The 22,522-nt window shown below is 72.1% G+C and carries 20 protein-coding genes; 15 read left to right on the forward strand and 5 right to left on the reverse strand.

Annotated features, from left to right (window positions below):
- Position 1 precedes the first annotated feature (1 nt).
- Complete coding sequence (gene eat / locus ACFC96_RS23910; RefSeq protein ID WP_376257257.1) at positions 2-1,450, reverse strand: ethanolamine permease; 1,449 nt, start codon at positions 1,448-1,450, stop codon at positions 2-4.
- A gap of 111 nt (positions 1,451-1,561) precedes the next feature.
- Positions 1,562-2,287, reverse strand: coding sequence for a FadR/GntR family transcriptional regulator (locus ACFC96_RS23915; RefSeq protein WP_376257259.1), 726 nt, complete (start codon positions 2,285-2,287; stop codon positions 1,562-1,564).
- 86 nt (positions 2,288-2,373) lie between these two features.
- On the opposite strand from ACFC96_RS23915, the gene ACFC96_RS23920 reads away from it, so the two are divergent.
- Genes ACFC96_RS23920 through ACFC96_RS23940 form a run of 5 tightly spaced genes read left to right on the forward strand, consistent with a single transcriptional unit; the run spans position 2,374 to position 8,200 of the window.
- Positions 2,374-3,750 carry a glutamine synthetase family protein gene (locus ACFC96_RS23920; RefSeq protein ID WP_376614010.1) on the forward strand — a complete coding sequence of 459 codons (1,377 nt, stop codon included), beginning with the start codon at positions 2,374-2,376 and terminating at the stop codon, positions 3,748-3,750.
- 1 nt (position 3,751) lies between these two features.
- Positions 3,752-5,116, forward strand: coding sequence for an aldehyde dehydrogenase family protein (locus ACFC96_RS23925; RefSeq protein ID WP_376257261.1), 1,365 nt, complete (start codon positions 3,752-3,754; stop codon positions 5,114-5,116).
- The gene (locus tag ACFC96_RS23930) at positions 5,113-5,892 is read left to right on the forward strand and encodes a 3-oxoacyl-ACP reductase (protein ID WP_376257263.1); all 780 of its coding nucleotides are present in this window, start codon (positions 5,113-5,115) and stop codon (positions 5,890-5,892) included. The genes ACFC96_RS23925 and ACFC96_RS23930 overlap by 4 nt, the downstream gene beginning before the upstream one ends.
- Before the next feature lie 33 nt (positions 5,893-5,925).
- On the forward strand, positions 5,926-7,215 hold the full coding sequence (locus ACFC96_RS23935; protein ID WP_376614012.1) for a haloacid dehalogenase-like hydrolase: 1,290 nt from the start codon (positions 5,926-5,928) through the stop codon (positions 7,213-7,215).
- A 28-nt stretch (positions 7,216-7,243) separates the two neighbouring features.
- Positions 7,244-8,200, forward strand: a complete 957-nt coding sequence (locus tag ACFC96_RS23940) for a DUF2510 domain-containing protein (protein WP_376257267.1) — start codon at positions 7,244-7,246, stop codon at positions 8,198-8,200.
- A 190-nt stretch (positions 8,201-8,390) separates the two neighbouring features.
- Here the strand turns inward: ACFC96_RS23940 and ACFC96_RS23945 are convergent, their stop codons facing one another.
- Positions 8,391-9,593 (reverse strand): amino acid deaminase/aldolase, encoded by a 1,203-nt coding sequence (locus ACFC96_RS23945; RefSeq protein ID WP_376257269.1) that lies wholly within the window; start codon positions 9,591-9,593, stop codon positions 8,391-8,393.
- Positions 9,594-9,930: 337 nt separating this feature from the next.
- Here ACFC96_RS23945 and ACFC96_RS23950 point away from each other — a divergent pair, with 337 nt between their 5' ends.
- Together ACFC96_RS23950 and mycP are read left to right on the forward strand one after the other, a co-directional pair.
- A complete protein-coding gene (locus ACFC96_RS23950) occupies positions 9,931-11,061 on the forward strand; it encodes a hypothetical protein (protein WP_376257271.1) in 1,131 nt (376 codons plus the stop codon).
- Positions 11,058-12,227, forward strand: coding sequence for a type VII secretion-associated serine protease mycosin (gene mycP, locus ACFC96_RS23955; RefSeq protein ID WP_376257273.1), 1,170 nt, complete (start codon positions 11,058-11,060; stop codon positions 12,225-12,227). Before ACFC96_RS23950 ends, mycP begins: the two co-directional genes overlap by 4 nt.
- 136 nt (positions 12,228-12,363) lie before the next feature.
- Here mycP and ACFC96_RS23960 read toward each other — a convergent pair whose 3' ends face one another.
- Positions 12,364-13,365 (reverse strand): serine hydrolase, encoded by a 1,002-nt coding sequence (locus ACFC96_RS23960; RefSeq protein WP_376614013.1) that lies wholly within the window; start codon positions 13,363-13,365, stop codon positions 12,364-12,366.
- Positions 13,366-13,460: 95 nt separating this feature from the next.
- On the opposite strand from ACFC96_RS23960, the gene ACFC96_RS23965 reads away from it, so the two are divergent.
- Complete coding sequence (locus tag ACFC96_RS23965) at positions 13,461-14,192, forward strand: SseB family protein (RefSeq protein WP_376614015.1); 732 nt, start codon at positions 13,461-13,463, stop codon at positions 14,190-14,192.
- A 13-nt stretch (positions 14,193-14,205) separates the two neighbouring features.
- On the opposite strand, the gene ACFC96_RS23970 is transcribed toward ACFC96_RS23965, so the two are convergent.
- Positions 14,206-14,577 carry a DUF1844 domain-containing protein gene (locus ACFC96_RS23970; protein ID WP_266566358.1) on the reverse strand — a complete coding sequence of 124 codons (372 nt, stop codon included), beginning with the start codon at positions 14,575-14,577 and terminating at the stop codon, positions 14,206-14,208.
- 349 nt (positions 14,578-14,926) lie between these two features.
- On the opposite strand from ACFC96_RS23970, the gene infC reads away from it, so the two are divergent.
- From infC to pheT, 7 genes are all read left to right on the forward strand, one after another.
- Positions 14,927-15,646 (forward strand): translation initiation factor IF-3, encoded by a 720-nt coding sequence (gene infC, locus ACFC96_RS23975; protein ID WP_376257281.1) that lies wholly within the window; start codon positions 14,927-14,929, stop codon positions 15,644-15,646.
- Positions 15,647-15,762: 116 nt separating this feature from the next.
- A complete protein-coding gene (rpmI, locus tag ACFC96_RS23980; RefSeq protein ID WP_100597076.1) occupies positions 15,763-15,957 on the forward strand; it encodes a 50S ribosomal protein L35 in 195 nt (64 codons plus the stop codon).
- 97 nt (positions 15,958-16,054) lie between these two features.
- The gene (rplT, locus tag ACFC96_RS23985; RefSeq protein WP_037628363.1) at positions 16,055-16,438 is read left to right on the forward strand and encodes a 50S ribosomal protein L20; all 384 of its coding nucleotides are present in this window, start codon (positions 16,055-16,057) and stop codon (positions 16,436-16,438) included.
- Between the two features lie 181 nt (positions 16,439-16,619).
- Positions 16,620-17,462: a TrmH family RNA methyltransferase gene (locus ACFC96_RS23990; protein ID WP_376614016.1), complete on the forward strand. Its 843-nt coding sequence runs from the start codon at positions 16,620-16,622 to the stop codon at positions 17,460-17,462.
- Positions 17,463-17,517: 55 nt separating this feature from the next.
- Positions 17,518-18,672, forward strand: coding sequence for an ATP-binding protein (locus ACFC96_RS23995; RefSeq protein ID WP_376614018.1), 1,155 nt, complete (start codon positions 17,518-17,520; stop codon positions 18,670-18,672).
- Between the two features lie 140 nt (positions 18,673-18,812).
- A complete protein-coding gene (gene pheS, locus ACFC96_RS24000; RefSeq protein ID WP_376257287.1) occupies positions 18,813-19,937 on the forward strand; it encodes a phenylalanine--tRNA ligase subunit alpha in 1,125 nt (374 codons plus the stop codon).
- Positions 19,937-22,450 carry a phenylalanine--tRNA ligase subunit beta gene (pheT, locus tag ACFC96_RS24005; RefSeq protein WP_376614020.1) on the forward strand — a complete coding sequence of 838 codons (2,514 nt, stop codon included), beginning with the start codon at positions 19,937-19,939 and terminating at the stop codon, positions 22,448-22,450. The genes pheS and pheT overlap by 1 nt, the downstream gene beginning before the upstream one ends.
- Positions 22,451-22,522 lie beyond the last annotated feature (72 nt).

Raw genomic sequence — 22,522 nt, forward strand, 5'->3', positions numbered from 1 at the left:
GTCAGTCACGTTCCAGTTCGGCCTCTGCCGCCGCGAGCGCCGCGAACTCCTCCTCGGGGGCCCGCGCCACCAGATGCCTGCGGCTGTAGGCCCCGAAGTACCCGATCGCCACCGCGTACACCCCGAGCGCGATCAGCGCCGCCGTCACGTCCACCAGGAAGGTGGCGACCAGCGCCGCGCACGCGAGGAGCAGCGCCACGGAGGACGTGAGCACGCCGCCCGGAGTGCGGTACGGCCGCTCGAGGCCCGGTTCCCGGCGCCGCAGCACGATGTGCGACAGGGACATCAGAGCGTACGAGATCGTCGCGCCGAACACCGCGACGTTCAGCATGCGGGCACCGTCCCCCGTCGAGGCCGCCAGCGCGAAGCCGATCGCGCCCGGCACGATCAGGCCGAGATAGGGCGCCTTGCGCCGGCTGGTGAGCGACAGGAAGCGGGGGAGGTAGCCCGCGCGGGAGAGCGCGAAGAGCTGGCGCGAGCCCGCGTAGATGAGGGAGAAGAACGACGCGACCAGGCCCGCGAGTCCCGCGTAGTTCACGATGCGGCTCAGCACGGTCGCCCTGCCGCCGGGCTGGAGCGCCTCGACGAGCGGGTTGCCCGCCTCCTGGATCGCGGCGGAGCCGCGCGCCCCCGACGAGGCGAGGAACGTCAGGACGGCGAGGACCGCGAGGATCGCCATGGACCAGCGGATGGCGCGGGGCAGGGTGCGCGCCGGGTCCTTGGTCTCCTCGGCCGCGAGCGGCACGCCCTCCACGCCCAGGAAGAACCACATGCCGAACGGGAAGGCCGCCCAGATCCCCAACAGGCCCATGGGGAACCAGGAATTGGCCCCGAACGCGCCCGTGTCCACGGGGATGTCGTTGAGCTTCGACGCGTCGAAGTCGGTGAACGCGGCGACCGCGAAGACGAGCAGCGCCGCGACCGCGATGCCGGTGACGACGAAGCTGAAGCGCAGCGCCTCTCCCACGCCCCACAGGTGGATGCCGATGAAGACGAGGAAGCAGGCCAGGTGGACGGGCCAGCCGGAGGTCAGGCCGAACAGGCCGAGCGATTCGACGTAGTCGCCGATGAACAGGGAGATGGCGGCCGGCGCGAGGACGTACTCGATGAGGATCGCCGTGCCGGTGAGGAAGCCGCCCCAGGGGCCGAGGGCACGGCGCGCGAAGCCGTAGCCGCCGCCCGCGGTGGGCAGCACCGAGGACAGCTCGGCCAGCGAGAACACCATGCACGCGTACATGACGCCCATCAGGGCCATCGCGATCCCCAGGCCGCCGAAGCCGCCCTGCGCCAGGCCGAAGTTCCAGCCCGAGTAGTCGCCGGAGACGACGTACGCGACGCCGAGCCCGGTCAGGAGCAGCCAGCCCGCGCTGCCGCGGCGCAGCGTTCTGCGTTCCAGGTAGTCGTCCCCCGTATCACCGGTGGGGCGGGTGTTCTGGGTGTCCAAGGTCATGGCGCGGGCTCCCCGTCGTGCGGTGGATGCTCAATGGAGTGGATCCATACCTTTGCGGGGAGCGCGCGAAGAAATCAAGACCCTTGCGTGACACGCCGGTCGGGGGCGGGCTCAGGTCAGGAAGCCCCGCAGGAGAGCGGCCGTGCCGGCGCAGTGCTCGCGCATCATCTCCCGCGCCCCGTCCGCGTCCCCGTCGAGCACCGCCTCCACGAGGGCCGTGTGCTGGCGCTGCGAATGCTCCAGGTTCCGTACCAACAGCGGAATGCAGTCGAGGAGGTCGTTCACCGTCGCGCGCACCGCCGCGTACTGCGCCGTGAGCGAGGGCGACCCGCACAGCTCGGCGAGCGTGAGATGCAGCAGAGTGTCGAGCCGTCGGTAGTCGGCGAGGGGGGCGTCGTGAGTGCGCGCGAGGGCTTCGCGCAGCCGTCCGGCCTGTTCGTCCGTGAGGCCGTGAGCGGCGCACAGTCCAGCCGCGCCGACCTCCAGGACCTCCCGGAAGCGCAGCGCGTCCTCGACGTCCACGTCCTCGAGGCGACGGCGCAGCTCGTCCTCGCCCGGCGCGTCCGTGCGTGCCACCACGAACGTGCCGCCGTAGCGCCCGCGCCTCGACTCCACCAGGCCCTGGTCCTGGAGCACCTTCAGGACCTCCCGCAGCGTCACCCTGCTGATGCCGAGCCGGTCCGCCAACTCCCGCTCGGAGGGCAGGCGTTCACCCCCCGGCACCAGGCCGAGCCGGACGACCTGGAGGATCTGCTCCAGGGCCTCCTCGAATCCGTTGCCCGCCCGCACGGGCCGCAGCACCGGCGTGAGCCGGTCGTCGCCATCCGTGTGCGACATATGGCCGTACCCCCTTCCCAAGCAATGGTTCTCCGCAATACCTTATGGCTTCCGGCTGACCGAAGAAGCCCGAAGGAGGCCTTCCCGTGGCAGACCGCACACCCCCGCTCGGCGTCGAGGAGCTCACGTCCCTCGTCGAGAGTGGAGAGATCGACACTGTCGTCCTGGCCTTCCCCGATATGCAAGGGCGGCTCCAGGGCAAGCGGTTCGCCGCCCGCTTCTTCCTCGACGAGGTCCTCGCCCACGGCACGGAGGGCTGCAACTACCTCCTCGCCGTCGACACCGAGATGAACACGGTCGACGGATACGAGATGTCCTCCTGGGACCGCGGCTACGGCGACTTCGCCATGCACGCGGACCTCTCCACCCTGCGCCGCGTCCCCTGGAACGACGGCACCGCGATGCTCATCGCGGACCTGGCGTGGAACGACGCCTCGCCCGTCGTGGCCGCGCCGCGCCAGATCCTGCGCCGCCAGCTCGACCGGCTCGCCGAACTCGGCTACTCCGCCCACGTCGGCACGGAGCTCGAGTTCATCGTCTTCAAGGACACCTACGAGCAGGCCTGGGACGCGGGCTACAAGAACCTGACTCCCGCCAACCAGTACAACATCGACTACTCGGTCCTCGGCACCGGACGCATCGAGCCGCTCCTGCGCCGCATCCGCAACGACATGGCCGCGGCGGGCCTCGTCGTCGAGTCCGCCAAGGGCGAGTGCAACCCGGGCCAGCACGAGATCGTGTTCCGCTACGACGAGGCCCTCGTCACCTGCGACCAGCACGCCATCTACAAGACCGGCGCCAAGGAGATCGCGGCCCAGGAGGGTGTCTCACTCACCTTCATGGCCAAGTTCAACGAGCGCGAGGGCAACTCCTGTCACATCCACCTCTCGCTCCAGTCCATCGACCAGCCCGGCACCAACGTCATGGCGGGCACCGCGGACGACCCCGGCGGGATGTCGCCGGTGATGCGGCACTTCCTCGCGGGCCAGCTCGCCGCGCTGCGCGACTTCTCGCTCCTCTACGCGCCCAACGTCAACTCGTACAAGCGGTTCCAGCCGGGCTCCTTCGCGCCGACCGCCGCCGCGTGGGGCTACGACAACCGCACCTGCGCGCTCCGCGTCGTCGGCCACGGCCGCTCGATGCGCTTCGAGAACCGCCTGCCCGGCGGCGACGTGAACCCGCACCTCGCGGTCGCCGCACTCGTGGCCGCCGGCCTGTACGGCATCGAGCAGAAGCTCGAACTGCCCGAGGAGTGCACCGGAAACGCCTACACCGGCGAGTACGAGCACGTTCCCACGACGCTGCGCGAGGCCGCCGAACTCTGGGAGAACAGCCCCATCGCCAAGGCCGCGTTCGGCGACGAGGTCGTCGCGCACTACCGCAACATGGCGCGGGTCGAACTGGACGCGTTCGACGCCGCCGTCACCGACTGGGAACTCCGCAGGTCGTTCGAAAGGCTCTAGCGTGCACGACATCCTCAACCCGGCGACCGAAGAAGTCATCGCCACGATCCACGCGACCTCCCGCGACCAGGTCGACGCCGCGGTCCTGCGGGCCCACCGTGCGCAGCACGGCTGGGCGGCCGCGGCGCCCGCCGACCGGGCCCGCCTCCTGCGCCGCTTCGCCGCTGTCGTCGACGAGCACGTGGAGGAACTCGCCGGCCTGGAGGTGCGCGAGGCCGGACACACCATCGGCAACGCCCGCTGGGAGGCCGGCAACGTCCGCGACCTGCTCGACTACGCGGCCGGGGGAGTGGAGCGCCTCACCGGCCGCCAGATCCCCGTCGCCGGCGGCCTCGACATCACGATCCTCGAACCCCTCGGAGTCGTCGGTGTCATCGCGCCCTGGAACTTCCCCATGCCGATCGCCGCGTGGGGCACGGCCCCGGCGCTCGCCGCCGGGAACGCGGTGATCCTCAAGCCCGCCGAGACGACCCCGCTCACCGCGCTCCGCCTCGCCGAACTCGCCCTGGAGGCGGGGCTTCCCGAGTACCTCTTCCAGGTCCTTCCCGGCGCGGGGGACGTGGCGGGAGCCGCCCTCGTCGAGCACCCCGGCGTCGCCAAGATCGTGTTCACCGGCTCGACCCGCGTCGGCAGACAGATCATGGCCAAGTGCGCCGGCCAGGTGAAGCGCGTGACCCTCGAACTCGGCGGCAAGAGCCCGAACATCGTCTTCGCCGACGCCGACATCGAGGCGGCCGCCGCCGCGGCCCCCATGTCGTTCCTCGACAACGCCGGCCAGGACTGCTGCGCCCGCACCCGCATCCTCGTACAGCGGTCCGTGTACGACCGGTTCCTCGGCCTGCTCGCGCCCGCGATCGAGTCCGTCGTCGTCGGCGACCCCGCCGACGAGAAGACCCAGATGGGCCCGCTCATCTCCAGGACCCAGCTGGAACGCGTCCGTTCGTACGTCGACGGGGGAGCGGCCGCCGTGCGGGGGAGCGCCCCCGAGGGCGCCGGATTCTGGTTCCCGCCGACCGTCCTCACCGACACCGCCCCCGACGCGCCCGCCGCCGCCGAGGAGGTCTTCGGACCCGTCGCCGTCGTCCTGCCCTTCGATGACGAGGCCGACGCGATCCGGCTCGCCAACGCCACCGCGTACGGGCTCTCCGGGTCCCTGTGGACCCGTGACGTGGGGCGCGCCCTGCGCGTCGCCGGCGCGGTCCGCGCCGGGAACCTCTCGGTCAACTCCCACTCCAGCGTCCGCTACTCCACCCCGTTCGGCGGCTACAAGCAGTCCGGCGTCGGCCGCGAACTGGGCCCCGACGCCCTCACCGCCTTCACCGAAACCAAGAACGTCTTCATCAGCACGGAGGGTCCCGCACAGTGACAGAGAACATCTGCCGCCGCCTCACCGGCCGCACCGCCGTCATCACCGGAGCCGGCAGCGGCATCGGCCTCGCCACCGCCCGCCGCCTCGCCTCCGAGGGCGCGAACGTGGTCTGCGCCGACATCGACGAGAGCGCCGGCAAGAAGGCCGCCGAGGAGGTCGGCGGCACCTTCGTCCAGGTCGACGTCACCGACGCCGAACAGGTCGAGGCCCTCTTCAAGACCGCGTACGACACCTACGGCTCGGTCGACATCGCCTTCAACAACGCCGGGATCTCGCCCCCCGACGACGACTCCATCCTGGACACGGGCCTGGAGGCCTGGAAGCGCGTCCAGGAGGTCAACCTCACCTCCGTCTTCCTGTGCTGCAAGGCCGCCATCCCCTACATGCGGCAGCAGGGCAAGGGCTCCATCATCAACACCGCCTCGTTCGTGGCACGGATGGGCGCGGCGACCTCCCAGATCTCGTACACGGCCTCCAAGGGCGGCGTCCTCGCCATGTCGCGCGAGCTCGGCGTGCAGTTCGCCCGCGAGGGCATCAGGGTCAACGCCCTGTGCCCGGGTCCCGTCAACACCCCGCTCCTCCAGGAGCTGTTCGCCAAGGACCCCGAGCGCGCCGCGCGCCGCCTCGTGCACATCCCGGTCGGCCGTTTCGCGGACGCCGACGAGATCGCCGCCGCCGTGGCCTTCCTCGCCAGCGACGACTCCTCGTTCGTGAACGCCACCGACTTCCTTGTCGACGGCGGCATCTCGGGGGCGTACGTCACGCCTCTGTAGGGGACGCGTCATATAGGTGTACGGTCCCCAGGCATGCGTAACAGAGATGTTGCCGCGTGGACTTCAGCCGTGGTCACCGTCCTGGTGGCCACGGCTCTCGTCTCTCCTGCGGCCGCCGCCACGTCCGCTCCCACCGCCGACCGGGCCTGCCCGCAGCTCTCGAAGAAGCTGTCGTGGTACGGACAGAACCGGGCCCGGCTCCAGCGCATGATCGACGAACGCGGGACCTGCTCCGGTCGCCACGGGCCCCGGCCCGTCGCCGCGTTCGACTGGGACAACACCGTCTCCAAGAACGACGTCACCGACGCGACGATCGCCTGGTCGCTCAAGCACGACAAGATCCTGCGGCCCGCGAGCTGGAAGAAGACCAGCAAGTGGCTGACCGACGACGCCGACAAGGCCCTGACCGCCGCCTGCGGCACCGCCGTCCCCGTCGGCGCGCCCCTGCCGACCTCCACCGACACCGACTGCACCGACGAGATCTTCAACATCCGCGAGTCAGGCAAGACGATGAGTGGCGCCGCCGCCTTCGCCGGTGAGTGGAACCACCGCCGCACCGTGCCCCAGTACGCCTGGGTGCCGCAGCTGTTCGCCGGACACACCGTCCCCGAACTGGAGTCGTACGCCGCCCAGGCCCGCCGCGAGGCACTCGCCGCGCCCGTCGGCTCGACCCAGACGCTCGGCACGCACACCATCCCCGGCTACGTGCGCTACTACGAGCAGCAGCGCGACCTCATCCGCACACTGCAGAAGGCCGGGTTCGACGTCTACATCGTGTCGGCCGGGTCCGAGCCCGTGACCGAGGTGTGGTCCGGCGGCCGGGGCGGCGTCGGCATCGACCGTGCCCACACCATCGCCATCCGCTCCGTCCTCGACAGCAAGGGCCGCATCACCACGTACAACGAAGGCTGCGGCGGGGTCGGACGCACCCAGGGCGAGGCCATCCCGTACATCGACGGCAAGCGCTGCTGGATCAACCAGGACATCTTCCACATCAAGGGCAAGTCCGCCTGGGAGAAGCAGCGTTGGAGCAAGCGCATCGCCCTCGGCGGCGGCGACGCCGACACCGACGTCACCTTCGTCGGCGACGCCACCGGCGCGCACCTCGTGCTCAACCGCAACAAGAACGAGGTGATGTGCCGCGCCTACGACAACGCCGACGGGCGCTGGGTCGTGAACCCCATGTTCATCGAACCGCTCCCGCGCAAGTCCGGCAGCTACCCCTGCTCCACGGCCGCGTACAACGAGCCCGAGGGCGGCTTCGGCCCGGTCCTGCGCCCGGACGGCTCCGTCGTGCCCGACCAGGCGGACTCGGTGTACTGACCTTCCCCGCGCAATTTAGAGTGCGGGGATGAGCATGACGCCCCCGCCCGGCTGGTACCCGGACCCCACGGCCCCGCCCACCGAGCGCTGGTGGGACGGGGCCGCGTGGACCGAGCACCGGCGGCAGCCGCAGAACACCCCGGCCGCGTCACAGACCTTCGGGCCGCCCGTCGGACCCCCGCTCCCGGCCGCGGGGCCGCAGCGCCCGCCCGCCGCACCGGGCCGCCGCGCCAGGACCGTCGCCCTGGCCGCCGCCGGCATCGTGCTCGTCGCCTCCATCGCCACCGGCGCCGTACTGCTCGGCCGCGGCGACGACTCCCGCACCCGCACGGCACCCACCACGAGCGCCCCGCCGTCCAAGGGCCCGACCGCCACCGCGAGCAGCGCCGAGCCCACCCCCACCGAGGACGCGTCCACCGTCGTCGACCAGCTCAACGGCATCACGCTCCCCGTCCTCGACGGCTGGCAGAAGGCCGAGAACGTCGTCGACGACGACATGCTGATCACCACCCCGCGCACCTACGACTGCCCCGGCGACTCGGGCCTGTGCCGGCACGGCACCGTCGTCTCCCGCACCGTCACCGGGACCGACGAGACCTCGCCCGAAGTCATCGCCGAACGGGACATCAAGGACGCGGCGAACGCCTCGTACGACAAGAACGGCATCAACCAGCAGCCCTTCGGCGGCATCGAGTCGCACCAGCGGATCGCCGCCCGCCAGACCGCGGTCGCCGGGCGCGCCGGCTACCTCGTCCGCTGGAAGGTGAAGACCGCGAAGGGGCCCGGCGGTTACGTCCAGTCCGTCGTCTTCCCCTCCAGCGTCGGCTCCGAGTCCCTGGTGACCGTCCGGATCACCATCGACGCGGGAGAAGGCGCGCCACCCCTCTCCGACATGGACCGCATCGTCAAGGGCATCAAGGCGGCCGGCGACAGCGGGTCGGACGGCGGCGTGGGCAGCAGCATCGGCCCCACCGCCACGCCTTAGGACCTGTCGTCACATTCCCGTCTGCCCGGCGGCGTCTGGCACGCCCGCTCGTGGCGTTGCCGAAAAGCCCTGGCAGCTCCGCTACAAGGGCTCTCCGGCGCCTTGCGATCGCACGCACCGGACGCCGCCGGGCCCGCCCCTCGGGCGGACGACGGGAATGTGACGACAGGCCCTGGCGGCTGCGGGGGCCTCAGAGGAACGTGTGGCCCTCGCCGCGGTACGTCGGCACGGTCGCCGTCACCGTGTCGCCCTCCACCAGGCGCAGCACGTCGAACCGCTCGCACAGCTCGCCCGCCTTCGCGTGCCGGAACCACACCTTGTCGCCGATCAGCAGATCGTCGGCGGGCGCCCCGAGCAGCGGTGTCTGCACCTCCCCCGGCCCCTCCTGCGGGTCGTAGCGCAGGCCCTCCGGGAGATACGGGACCGGCAGCCGGTCGGCTCCCGGTGCGCCCGACGCCGGATATCCGCCGCCGAGCACGGTCACGACCCCGACGCCCGGCCGGCGCACCACGGGCTGCGCGAACAGGGCGGCGGGCCGGCCCGAGAACGACGTGTAGTTGTCGAACAGACGCGGCACATAGAGCCCGGACCCCGCCGCGATCTCGGTCACCGCGCGCTCGGCCGCGGTGTGCTGCACACTGCCCGTGCCGCCGCCGTTCACGAACTCCAGGTCCGGCGCCACCGTCCGTACCGCGCGCACCACTTCGGCCCGCCTGACCGCCAGCTCCTTGCGGGCCGCCGCCTGCATCAGCCGGATCGCCCGTGACCGCACCGGCCGCCCCGCGACCGCGTCCCCGACACCCGCGACATGCCCCTCGTACGCCATCAGACCCACGAGCCGGAACCCCGGCCGCCGGGCCACGGAGCGCGCCATGTCGGCGACTTGGGCGGGGGAGCGGAGCGGGGAGCGGCGTGCGCCCACCCGCACGCGGCCGCCGAGCACCTGCCACGAGGTGTCCAGTTCCAGACAGACCCGGATCTCCTCGCGCCCGCCGTCCCGCGCGTCGTCCATCAGCCGCAGCTGGGCCGGGTCGTCGACCATCACCGTGACCGTCGCCGCCAGCTTCGGGTCGTGCGCGAGCTCCGCGAAGGCGGCCCGGTCCGCCGACGGATACGCGAGCAGCACGTCCTCGAAACCGGACCGCGCCAGCCACAGGGACTCCGCGAGCGTGAACGACATGATCCCGGCGAAACCGTCCCTGGCCAGCACCCGTTCGAGAAGGGACCGGCAGCGCACCGACTTGCTCGCGACACGGATCGGCTTCCCGCCCGCCCGCCTCACCAGGTCGTCCGCGTTGGCGTCGAACGCGTCCAGATCGACGATCGCGACCGGGGCGTCGAGATGAGCGGTGGCCCGGTCGTAGCGGGCCCTGTCGGCTGCGCGGGGTGTCATGGCCGAAGCCTGCCAGACACGATTACCGCGGGGTAGGGGGAGGATCCGGGCAGATCGTCCTGACCTGCGATACGGGTTCCCTGCCAAGCCGCGTCAGCCCGTAGAGTGACGCGCACGCAGGACGAGAACGGGACGGGAACGGGGAGGCATGAGCACGCACGCGCGCCGCGCGCCGATCCCGCCGCGCCCCTCCCAGCCGCCCACGCCGCGCGACCGGTCGGCCGATGCCTCCGCCGGCCCGGACGGGTCCATACCCCCGCGCCCCACGCACACTCCGGCGCCGGACCACACACCTCCGCCGCCCCCGGCCTCGGCCCGTTTCCCGGACACTGCGCCCGTGCCGGGCGCACCCGCGGCGCCCGCGTCCGACCGGCCGGCGCCCGCCCCGCGCCCCGGGGCCGGCCCCCTGCCGCCCGAGCGCCCGACGGAGACCACGACCCGGCTGCGCCCGGTCAGGGACACCGCCGCGCAGAGCGCCGACGGCCCGCCCCCGCCCCGCCCCGCCACGCCGCCGCGCGTCCCCGGTGAACCGCACGCCACCGTCCCCCGCCCCGCCGCGTCCCCGCGCATCCCGGGCGAGACCGCCGCCGGAAGGCGCCCGGTCGGAGCCGTCGACCTCACCCCGGGACCCGGCGCCGGCCGCCCCTTCGTGTTCTTCGCCCGCCCCGCCTCGTACGACGACAGCACCACCCGCCTGCGCCCCGTCGGCTCCCGGACACGGCCCCGCGTCGCGGCCGCCGCGGCGTGCGCCGTGCTCGGCCTCGGCCTCATCGGCGGTGCGGCGACCGGGAGTTGGCTGGCCGGGGACGGTGACGGCAGCATCGGCTCACCGAGCTCGTACGCCGCCGCCGGAACCCTCTGGCACAGCGTCCCCGTCGACCGGCTGTTCCCGCCCGTCATCAAGGGCGACGGAGCGGGCCCCGGCGGCGCCGACCGCACCTGGACACGCATCGCCGTCGCCCCGGACAGCACCTGCGAGAACGCCTTCGACCCGCTGCTGCAACGGGCGCTCAGGCCCGCCGGGTGCCTGCGCCTCCTGCGCGCCACCTACACCGACGCCACCCGCAGCCATGTCACCACCGTCGGCCTGCTGTTCACCAAGGCGGACACCGAGGCCATGAAGGCGCTGCGCACCCGGTTCACCGAGGACGGCCTCGACCGCAGGAAGGACCTCATGCCCCACCCGTACGCGGCCAAGGGCACCCTCGCCGCCGGGTTCGGCGACGCCCAGCGCGCCTCCTGGACCGTGTCCGTCCTCACCGACGCCCCCGTCGTCGCCTACGCCGTCTCCGGCTTCGCCGACGGCCGGACCGTCACCGACCCGCAGCCCGCCGCCGAGGCCATGAAGTCCGGCAGTGTCACGACCCCCGCGCAGGCCGGTCTCGGCTTCGAGGCACAGGGCATCGCCGACCGTGTCGAACGACGCCTGCGCGCGGCCGTCGCCAAGGCCACCGAGGAGCCGTCTTGACCCGCACGGCCGCCGCCTGGCGGAACGCCGCCACCGCGCTGACCGCCGCCGCGGCCCTCGTCCTGGTCCCGTCGGCCACCGCCCACGCCGACTCGATCCGCGCCCAGCAGTGGGGCCTGGACGCCATGCACACCGAGGAGGCCTGGCGCACGACCAAGGGCAAGGGAGTCACGGTCGCCGTCCTCGACACCGGCGTGGACGGCACCCACCCCGACCTCAAGGGCAACGTGCTGCCCGCCAAGGACTTCGTCGGCCTCGGGGCCGAGCGGGGCGACCGCTCCTGGGCCCGGCACGGCACCGCCATGGCCGGGATCATCGCCGGTCACGGCCACGGCCCCGGCGGCGACGACGGTGTACTCGGCATCGCCCCCGAGGCGAAGATCCTCCCCGTCCGCGTGATCCTCGAGGACGGCGACCCGGCCCGCAAGGAAGCCCGCTCCAGCCGCGGCAGCGCACTCGCCGACGGCATCCGCTGGGCCGCCGACCACGGCGCCGACGTCATCAACCTCTCCCTCGGCGACGACTCCGCCACCGCCCACCCGGAAGCCACCGAGGACGCCGCCGTCCAGTACGCCTTGAAGAAGGGCTCCGTCGTCGTCGCCTCCGCGGGCAACGGCGGCAAGAAGGGCGACCACATCTCCTACCCGGCCGCGTACCCCGGAGTGATCACGGCCACCGCCGTCGACCGTTACCTCCACCGCGCCCCCTTCTCCACCCGCCGCTGGTACGCCACCGTCAGCGCCCCAGGCAACGCCATCGCGATCGCCGACCCCGACCGCACGTACTACTCGGGCTGGGGCACCAGCGCCGCCTCGGCGTTCGTCTCCGGCGCCGTCGCGCTGGTCCGCGCCGCGCACCCGGGGCTCACGCCCGCGCAGATCAAGCAGCTCCTCGAGGACACCGCCCGCGACGCCCCCTCGGGCGGCCGCGACGACTCCCTCGGCTTCGGCTTCGTCGACCCGGCGGCCGCGATCCGCAAGGGCGGCTCCCTCAAGCCCGAGGGCCTGCGCCCGGCCACCTACGCCGAGAAGTTCTTCGGCACGGGCCCCGACGCCCCCGACGGCGATGCCTCGACCGGCTGGGTGGGCCCCGTCGCGGGGGGCCTCGGCGTCGTGCTCCTCGCGGCCGCCGTCTGTCTGTGGCGCGGGCGTCGCACACTCCGCTGACCGACCTGCCGAGCCTCAGCCGGTGAGCACGGAGACGGCCGCCATCGCGACCCCCTCCACCAGCGCCACCCCGGCAGAGGCCGCCGTCTGTCTGTGGCGCGGGCGTCGCACACTCCGCTGACCGACCTGCCGAGCCTCAGCCGGTGAGCACGGAGACGGCCGCCATCGCGACCCCCTCCACCAGCGCCACCCCGGCAGCCTTGGTCGGGTTGCCGTCGGAGAGCACCGAGACCAGATACCGCTTCCCGCCCACGGACACGCGCCCGACGCTGTTGATGTCCCACAGCCCGGTCGCGCTGCGCGGCAGCCACCCGTTCTTCAGCGCGCACACGGCCGCGGAGTCGGCGGCCGCGGACACACCCCAGCGCTGGTCCGACGCGATCCGCCCCATGAGCCCGGCGACGTACGCACGCGACGCCTCGCTCAGCCCCGATTCCGTGCCCTGCGCGGCCCCTGTGCCCTGTGCGGTCCCTGTGCCCTCTGCGGTCCCTGTGCCCTCGGCGCTCGCCGCGCCCTCCGCGCTCTTCGTGCCTTCCGTCCCGAACACGGCCCGCAGCAGCGTCAGTTGATCCTCCGCCGTCGTCTGCGTCAGACCCCACTCGCCGCCCGCGCCCGCCCTCGTCCCGGTCAGCCCCAGTGTCCGGTTCGCCGCGTCGAGCCCGTCCGCGCCGCCGATCGCCTCCCACAGGGCCGTCGCGGACGCGTTGTCGCTGTTCTCGATCATCGCCGTCGCGTACGCGCGCTCCTGCGGGGTCAGCGCCCGCCCCGCGTCCTGCGCCCGCAACAGCAGCGCCGCGAGGATGTCGACCTTGACGATGCTCGCGGTGTCGAACGCGGACGTGCCGTCGTACACGGCGCCGTCCGTCGCCCCGTCCAGCGCGGCCACCGCCACGGAGACCCGCGCGTCACCGTCCGGAAGCAGGGGCTTCACCGCCTCGGCGAGCGCGTCGTCACGGTCCACGGAGACCTTCTCGTCATCGTCGGGGGCGGATGCGGACGCCTCCCCGGAAGAGGGCGCCGATGCCGTGGCGGCGACCGGAACGGCCTGCCCCGCCCCGCCCGGCGAGCAGCCTGTGAGGGTCCCCACGAGCGTTCCCGTGAGAAGGGCGGCCCACGCCGCGAGTCCGTTCCGGTGCATGCCCGGATGCTCGGCGCCCGTCCTGTGCGCACCGTGAGACCAGGCTCTGGGTCCGCTGAGAAGATCGCGCCGCAAGGTCGGTAGGGTCGGTGAACGTGGCGAACAAGAACATTCCCGACCCCGGCTTCTCCGACGACGACGGCTCCGCGGACCCGCGGCTGAGCGCGGCCCTCGCCGCGTGGGCCGAGGACCGCACGGCGCACGGCCCGGTCCTCGCGGCACTCAAGGAAGCCCGGCTCCTCGTCCCCGTCGTCGCCGTACTCGGCGAGGTGGAGGAGGACGAGAACGGGCTGCGCCGCGAGAAGACCAGCGACATGGCCGTGCCCACCCTCAAGGCCGGCGGCCGCAAGGCCCTGCCCGCGTTCACCTCCACCGCGGCCCTGGCGCTGTGGGACCCCGAGGCCCGCCCCGTCGCCGTACCCCTGCACCAGGCGCTCCAGGCCGCCGCGCACGAGCAGGCCGACACCGTCGTCATCGACCTCGCGGGCCCGGTCGCGTACGAGCTCAGCGGCGCCGCCCTGCGCGCCGCCAACGAGGGCCGCACCACCGCCGACCCCCTCGCCGACCCGGCCGTCACGGAGGCGATCCGCGCCGCCGTCGCCGCCGAGCCCGGCGTCGCGCGCGCCCACCTGGGCCCGGGCAGCGCCGACGGCGTCCTCGCGCTGGTCCTCGACCCGTCGGCCGCCCCGGCCGAGACCGTCCGCGCCGTCGCCGGGCGTATCGCCGCCGACGAAACACTGAGGGCCCGCCTGGTGCGGGGTCTCGACCTGGCACTCCTGCCGGCCGGGACCACGCCACCCGGCCGGCCCTTCTACGTACGCGCGTGAACCACCGGGACGATCAGCCGTAGACCGGGCCCGTGTACTTCTCGCCGGGACCCTGGCCCGGCTCGTCCGGCACGAAGGACGCCTCGCGGAACGCCAGCTGCAGGGACTTCAGGCCGTCGCGCAGCGGCGCCGCGTGGAACGAGCTGATCTCGGTCGTGCTCGCGTCGAGCAGACCGGCGAGGGCGTGCACGAGCTTGCGGGCCTCGTCGAGGTCCTTGTGGGCGTCGCCCTCCTCGGTGAGGCCGAGCTTCACCGCGGCGGCGCTCATCAGGTTGACCGCGACCGTCACGATCACCTCGACGGCGGGGACCTCGGCGATGTCCCGGGTCAGGGCGTCGTAATCAGTGTTTTCGGCGTTCTCGGCAGCGGGGGTGGCGTCATTCATGTGCCCCACGATATGCCGCCCGCGCAGCCGGTTGGGCCCACCCCCCGGGAGCTGCTAACCTTGTGTAACGACCGGCCGGACACGCACGCCACTGGCTTGAGTGACCGGCCCACAAGTGGAGGCTCCGATCTCCCACCTTGCTGCTCCTCAGGGGCGGCGGGTCACCGGTCAGGCGGCCCCCATCGTTCCGTACGGACGATGGAGCCGTCCGATGTGCGCCCCGCGGTCACACGCGTCGGTGCTCCGGTAGTCCTTGGAGCCCCGCCTGTGTACCGTCCGGGGCATTTTTTGTGTTTCGGCGCGGTTGGTACTACGAAACAGACGTTACGCGGCGGTCCGCCAGACCGTCGTGTGGTGCTACCGAGGAGGATCCATCAGCGCCGAGCCCCGCATCAACGACCGGATTCGCGTTCCCGAAGTGCGACTTGTCGGTCCCAGCGGCGAGCAGGTCGGGATTGTTCCGCTTGCCAAGGCCCTTGAGCTCGCTCAGGAGTACGACCTCGACCTCGTCGAGGTGGCGGCGACAGCCCGTCCGCCTGTCTGCAAGCTCATGGACTACGGGAAGTTCAAGTACGAGTCGGCCATGAAGGCCCGTGAGGCGCGCAAGAACCAGGCGCACACGGTCATCAAGGAGATGAAGCTCCGGCCGAAGATCGACCCGCACGACTATGACACCAAGAAGGGTCATGTCGTCCGGTTCCTCAAGCAGGGCGACAAGGTCAAGATCACGATCATGTTCCGTGGTCGCGAGCAGTCCAGGCCGGAACTCGGCTACCGACTGCTGCAGCGTCTGGCTTCGGACGTCGAGGACCTCGGGTTCATCGAGTCGAACCCGAAGCAGGACGGCCGCAACATGATCATGGTTCTGGGTCCTCACAAGAAGAAGACCGAGGCCATGGCCGAGGCTCGTGAGGCCCAGGAGGCCCGCAAGGCCGAGCAGAAGGCACAGCCGACGCACGGCCGCACGCAGCGGGCGAGCGACGACGCCGCGGAGTCCGAGGCCCCGGCCGAGGCGACCGGGGAAGCCCCTGCCGACGAGGCCACGGCCGAGGCGTCCGCCGAGGCCTGATCCGGCCACGTACAGCCCGTACGGACCGGATGCCAATCGATACATCTGGACGTTCCGTATGCCGGTCCGCACCCCGGACCGGCACGGAACGCCACTGACGAGGAGAGAACGGCGCTATGCCGAAGAACAAGACGCACAGCGGTGCCAGCAAGCGCTTCAAGATCACCGGCTCCGGCAAGGTGCTCCGTGAGCGCGCCGGCAAGCGCCACCTGCTCGAGCACAAGTCGTCCCGCGTGACGCGCCGCCTCACCGGCACGGTCGAGCTGGCCCCGGGCGACGCCAAGAAGATCAAGAAGCTTCTCGGCAAGTGAGTCCCGGCGCGCCACGGCGCGCCGGAGCTCGGACCGGGACCCAATCGAATTCGGGCCGTGTGAGTCCAACCACGGCCCCGCTACAAGGAGTTAACAAGTGGCACGCGTCAAGCGGGCAGTAAACGCCCACAAGAAGCGTCGGGCGATCCTCGAGGCGGCCAGCGGTTACCGCGGCCAGCGGTCGCGCCTGTACCGCAAGGCCAAGGAGCAGGTCACCCACTCCCTGGTCTACAACTACAACGACCGCAAGAAGCGCAAGGGCGACTTCCGTCAGCTGTGGATCCAGCGCATCAACGCCGCTGCCCGCCAGAACGGCATGACGTACAACCGCCTCATCCAGGGTCTGAAGGCCGCCAACATCGAGGTGGACCGCAAGATCCTCGCCGAGCTGGCCGTCAACGACGCGAACGCGTTCGCCGCGCTCGTCGAGGTCGCGCAGAAGGCCCTTCCGGCCGACGTGAACGCGCCCAAGGCTGCGTGACGCTCCGCTTTCAGCCGGATGCTCCTCGGACCCGCAAGTCACTTGGCTTGCGGGTCCGAGTGCGTCCGTTGTCCGGCTGCGGGGTGAGGGGGGTTGTTCGCGCAGTTCCCCGCGCCCCTTCCGGGGCGCGCACGACGATCGCCCCGCCCTTGTTCAACTTCTGCCCCCCGAAGGTGAGTTCATGGTCGGCCCCGAGTTGATCTCCCCCAAGTCGTCCCGCGTCAGTGCCGCGCGACGGCTTGCCAAGCGGAACTTCCGGGGCAAGGAGCGGCTGTTCCTGGCCGAGGGGCCGCAGGCCGTGCGGGAGGCCGCCGGTCACGCGGACACCCTCGTCGAGCTGTTCGCCACCCTCGACGCCGCCGAGCGCTACAGCGACATCGTCGCGGAGGCGCGCGACGCCGGCGCCCGGGTGCACCTCGCCGACGAGGACGTCATCGCCGACATCTCGACGACCGTCACCCCCCAGGGCCTCGTCGGGGTCTGCCGCTTCCTGGACACCCCGTTCGAGGACGTCCTCGCCGCCCGCCCCCAGCTCGTCGCGGTCCTCGCCAACGTCCGCGACCCCGGCAACGCCGGCACCGTCCTGCGCTGCGCCGACGCCGCGGGCGCCGACGCCGTCGTCCTGACCGACGCGTCCGTCGACCTGTACAACCCCAAGTCGGTGCGGGCGTCGGTCGGTTCGCTGTTCCACCTGCCGGTCGCCGTCGGCGTACCCGTGGAGCGGGCCGTACAGGGGCTCAAGGACGCGGGCGTACGCATCCTCGCCGCCGACGGCGCGGGGGAGCACGACCTCGACACCGAGCTCGACCGCGGCAGCATGGGCACCCCCACCGCCTGGATCTTCGGCAACGAGGCCTGGGGGCTCCCCGAGGAGACCCGGGAGCTCGCGGACGCCGTCGTACGGGTTCCGATCCACGGCAAGGCCGAGAGCCTGAACCTCGCCACGGCCGCCGCCGTCTGCCTGTACGCCTCCGCGCGCGCACAGCGAGCCCCCGGAGGGTGCCGCTCCGTCACCCCCAGCTAGTAGTGTGGCGAGCTCGGAGGCCACAGCGCCCTTCCGAGAGGTGGGATACGGGGATATGAGCGTCGGCACGAGCAGAGCTTCGGGGGCACGGGACACCCTGCGCCGGCCCGCGCCCCGTTGCGGCCCCGACGACCTCGCCACGCTCGCCGACAGCGGCCTCCACCCGGACGATCTGCCCGACGGTCTCGTCGTCGCCGACGAGACGGGGCACGTCATCTGCTTCAACGCGGCGGCCGTCCGCATCACGGCCGTCCCCGCCGCCGACGCCCTCGGTCACCCCCTGGAGCGCGCGCTCCCGTTAGAGGACCTGGAAGGCCGTCGCTGGTGGCAGCTGACCGACCCGTACGGCGGCCTCGCCACCCGCGTCGGACAGCCCGAGCGCAATCTGCTGCTGCCCGGAGGGCGCGAGGTGCTCGTCTCCGCGCGCTATGTCCGCACCGCGCCCACCGGCCCCGTCCGCCGCGTCGTCGTCTCCGTCCGTGACACCGAGGCCCGCCGCCGCACCGAGCGCAGCCACGCGGAGCTGATCGCGACCGTCGCGCACGAGCTGCGTTCGCCCCTCACATCGGTGAAGGGCTTCACCGCGACGCTGCTCGCGAAGTGGGAGCGGTTCACGGACGACCAGAAGAAGCTGATGCTGGAGACCGTGGACGCCGACGCGAACCGCGTCACGCGGCTCATCGCCGAGCTCCTCGACATCTCCCGCATCGACTCCGGCCGCCTCGAGGTGCGCCGCCAGCCCGTCGACATCGGCGCCGCCGTGGCCCGCCACATCCAGGCCCACGTCGCCTCGGGACAGCCGGCCGACCGCTTCCTCGTCCGGGTGGAACAGCCCCTGCCCGACCTCTGGGCCGACCCGGACAAGATCGACCAGGTGCTCAGCAACCTCCTGGAAAATGCCGTGCGGCACGGCGAGGGAACGGTCACCATCGACGTCATGCCCTCGGCATCACCCCGCGAGCGGGAGTGCGCCGGCACGTCGGTCACCGTGAGCGACGAGGGGCCCGGCATCCCGGAGGAGTCCATGAACCGCGTCTTCACCCGCTTCTGGCGGGGCAGCAAGCGCGGCGGCACCGGACTCGGTCTGTACATCGTCAAGGGCATCGTCGAGGCCCACGGCGGGACCATCACGGTCGGCCGCGCGCCCGGCGGCGGCGCCCAGTTCCGATTTACGTTGCCCGTGGGGGCCCCGGCGTACCTGAACGCCTGAGCGGGCCCCCACGGGCGCATCGGCACACCCCACCCCCGTTAGACTCGGTCTTTGGCACTTTGCGTCCCAATCCAGAGACGAATCGTCTCCGAGTCGTGGACGGGGACCATCCGCCAAACCAACCGGAAGCACGGGAAGAGATGTCGGCACCGAATAAGTCGTACGACCCTGTTGAGGTCGAGGCCTTGAAACCGGAAGAGATCGAGCGCATGCGGGACGAGGCGCTCGCCGCCTTCGCGGCCGCGGACTCCCTCGGCGCGCTCCAGGAGGCCAAGGTCGCCCACACCGGCGGCACCTCGCCCCTGTCGCTCGCCAACCGCGAGATCGGCGCCCTGCCCCCGCAGGCCAAGGCCGAGGCCGGCAAGCGCGTCGGCATGGCCCGCGGCGCCGTCAGCAAGGCACTCGCCGCCCGCCAGTCGGAGCTCGAGGCCGAGCGCGACGCGCGCGTCCTGGTCGAGGAGGCCGTGGACGTCACGCTGCCCTACGACCGGACCCCGGCCGGCGCCCGCCACCCCCTGACGACGCTCTCCGAGCGCATCGAGGACGTCTTCGTGGCCATGGGCTACGAGGTCGCCGAGGGCCCCGAGGTCGAGGCGGAGTGGTTCAACTTCGACGCCCTGAACATCGGCCCCGACCACCCGGCGCGCGGCACGCAGGACACGTTCTTCGTCGAGGGCCCCAAGGGCCGCGAGACCGAGTCGAACGTCGTGCTGCGCACCCACACGTCCCCCGTGCAGATCCGGTCCATGCTCGACCGCGAGCCGCCGGTCTACGTGATCTGTCCGGGCCGCGTCTACCGCTCCGACGAGCTGGACGCCACGCACACCCCCGTCTTCATGCAGGTCGAGCTCCTCGCCATCGACGAGGGCCTGACCATGGCCGACCTCAAGGGCACCCTCGACCACATGGTCCAGGCGCTCTTCGGCGAGGGCATGAAGACCCGCCTGCGGCCGAACTTCTTCCCGTTCACCGAGCCGTCCGCCGAGATGGACATGGTCTGCTACGTGTGCCGCGGCGAGTCCGTCGGCAACCCGGACCGGCCGTGCCGCACCTGCTCCTCGGAGGGATGGATCGAGCTCGGCGGCTGCGGCATGGTCAACCCCAAGGTGCTGACCGCGGCGGGCATCGACCCCGAGAAGTACAGCGGATTCGCCTTCGGGTTCGGTATCGAGCGGATGCTGATGTTCCGCCACAACGTCGAAGACATGAGAGACATGGTCGAGGGTGACATCCGGTTCACCCGGCCGTTCGGGATGGAGATCTGATGCGTATCCCGCTTTCCTGGCTGCGGGAGTACGTCGATCTCCCCGCCACCGAAACCGGCCGCGACCTGCAGGCCAAGCTCGTCGACAGCGGCCTCGAGGTCGAGACCGTCGAGCAGCTCGGCGCCGGCCTCAAGGGCCCCCTCGTCGTCGGTCAGGTGCTGACCATCGAGGAGCTGGAGGGCTTCAAGAAGCCCATCCGCTTCTGCACCGTCGACGTCGGCCAGGCCAACGGCACGGGCGAGCCGCAGGAGATCGTCTGCGGCGCCCGTAACTTCGCCGTCGGCGACAAGGTCGTCGTGGTTCTGCCGGGCGCAGTCCTGCCCGGCGACTTCGCGATCGCCGCGCGCAAGACGTACGGCAAGACCTCGCACGGCATGATCTGCTCCGGCGACGAGCTGGGCATGGGCGACGACGGAAGCCACGGCATCATTGTGCTGCCGCCGGAGCACGAGGTCGGCACCGACGCCATCGAGCTGCTCGAACTGGTCGACGAGGTCCTCGACATCGCCGTCACCGCCAACCGCGGCGACTGCCTGTCGATCCGCGGCGTCGCCCGCGAGACCGCCATCGCGTACGGGCTCCCGCTGCGCGACCCGGCGCTCATCGACGTGCCCGGGCCGAACGAGTACGGCTACGCCGTGCAGATCTCCGAGCCCGTCGGCTGCGACCGCTTCACCGCGCGCACCGTCACCGGCCTCAGCCCCGAGGCGCGCTCCCCGATCTGGCTGCAGCGCCGTCTGCAGAAGGTCGGCATGCGTCCGATCTCGCTCGCCGTCGACATCACTAACTACGTGATGATGGAGATCGGCCAGCCGATCCACGCGTACGACCGCTCCCTCCTCCAGGGCGCGATCGGTGTGCGCAGGGCCGAGCAGGGCGAGAAGCTCACCACTCTCGACGGGGCCAAGCGCGTCCTGGACGCCGGGGACCTGGTGATCACCGACGAGCGCGGTCCGATCGGCCTCGCCGGGGTCATGGGCGGCGCCAACACGGAGATCGCGGACCACGACAACACGGCCGGTGCCACCACCGAGGTCGTCGTCGAGGCTGCACACTTCGACGCCGTCTCCATCGCCCGCACCGCGCGCCACCACAAGCTGTTGTCCGAGGCGTCCAGGCGCTTCGAGCGCGGCGTCGACCCGCAGGCCACGTCGGCCGCAGCCCAGCGCGTCGTGGACCTGCTCGTGCTGCTCGCGGGCGGCACCGCCGACGCCGGCGTAACCGAGGTCATCGCGCCCTCCGCGCCGCACACCATCAGGATCCCGGCAGACCACGCCGACAAGGTCGCGGGTGTCGTGTACGGCCGCGAGACCGTCGTGCGCCGCCTCCAGCAGGTCGGCTGCGACGTCTACGGGCAGGACTCCCTGACCGTCACCGTGCCGTCCTGGCGGCCCGACCTCGTGGAGCCGAACGACCTGGCCGAAGAGGTCATCCGCCTGGAGGGCTACGAGAACCTGCCCTCCACGCTGCCCAGGCCCCCGGCCGGCCGCGGCCTCACCGAGCGCCAGCGGCTGCACCGCCGCGTCGGCCGCGCCCTGGCCGGCGCCGGTTACGTCGAGACGCTGAACTACCCGTTCATCAGCGACGAGACGCTCGGCAAGCTCGGCATCGAGCGGGACGACCCGCGGCGCACCACGGTCAAGCTGGTCAACCCGCTCTCCGACGAGGAGCCCGCGCTCCGTACGACGCTGCTGCCGGGCCTCCTGGAGGCGCTGCGCCGCAACGACGGACGCGGCTCGCACGACCTGGCGCTCTTCGAGACCGGCCTGGTCTTCCGGCCGACCGGCGAGGAGACCGCGGCGGCCCGTCTGCCCGTCGACCGGCGTCCCACGGACGAGGAGATCGCCGGCCTCGACGCCGCGCTGCCGCGTCAGCCGCGCCGCGCCGCCGTCGTCCTCGCGGGCGCCCGTGAGCAGGACGGCTGGTGGGGCAAGGGCCGGCAGGGCGACTGGGCGGACGCCGTCGAGGCGGCCCGCACTGTCGCCCGCGAGGCGGGCGTCGAGCTGATCGTCCGCAACGACCAGCACGCGCCGTGGCACCCGGGCCGGTGCGCCGCGCTGTACGTCGTGCTTGACGGCGAGGCGACCCTCGTCGGCCACGCCGGTGAACTGCACCCGCGCGTCATCAAGGCGCTGCACCTGCCCGAGCGCAGCTGTGCCATGGAGGTCGACCTCGACCTGGTCGAGCGGGCCGGCACCGGCGCGCTCCAGGCGCCGCGGATCTCCACGTTCCCCGTGGCCACGCAGGACGTCGCGCTCGTCGTCGACGCCTCCGTGCCGGCCGCCGACGTGGAGAAGGCGCTGCGGGAGGGGGCGGGTGAGCTCCTCGAGTCCCTCCGCCTGTTCGACGTGTTCACGGGTGAGCAGCTCGGTGAGGGCCGCAAGTCCCTCGCCTACGCGCTGCGCTTCCGTGCCACCGACCGCACGCTGACCGTCGACGAGGCCTCCGCGGCCCGCGACGCGGCGGTCGCGCTGGCCGCCGAGCGCACCGGGGCGGTGCTGCGCGGGGCCTGATCCCGGCAGAGCGAGACGCGGTGAGGGGCACCTCCGGACCACCGGAGGTGCCCCTCACTCGTTCGGGTGAGA

It is taken from the genome of Streptomyces sp. NPDC055955 (assembly GCF_042270245.1).
Taxonomy (GTDB): Bacteria; Actinomycetota; Actinomycetes; order Streptomycetales; family Streptomycetaceae; genus Streptomyces.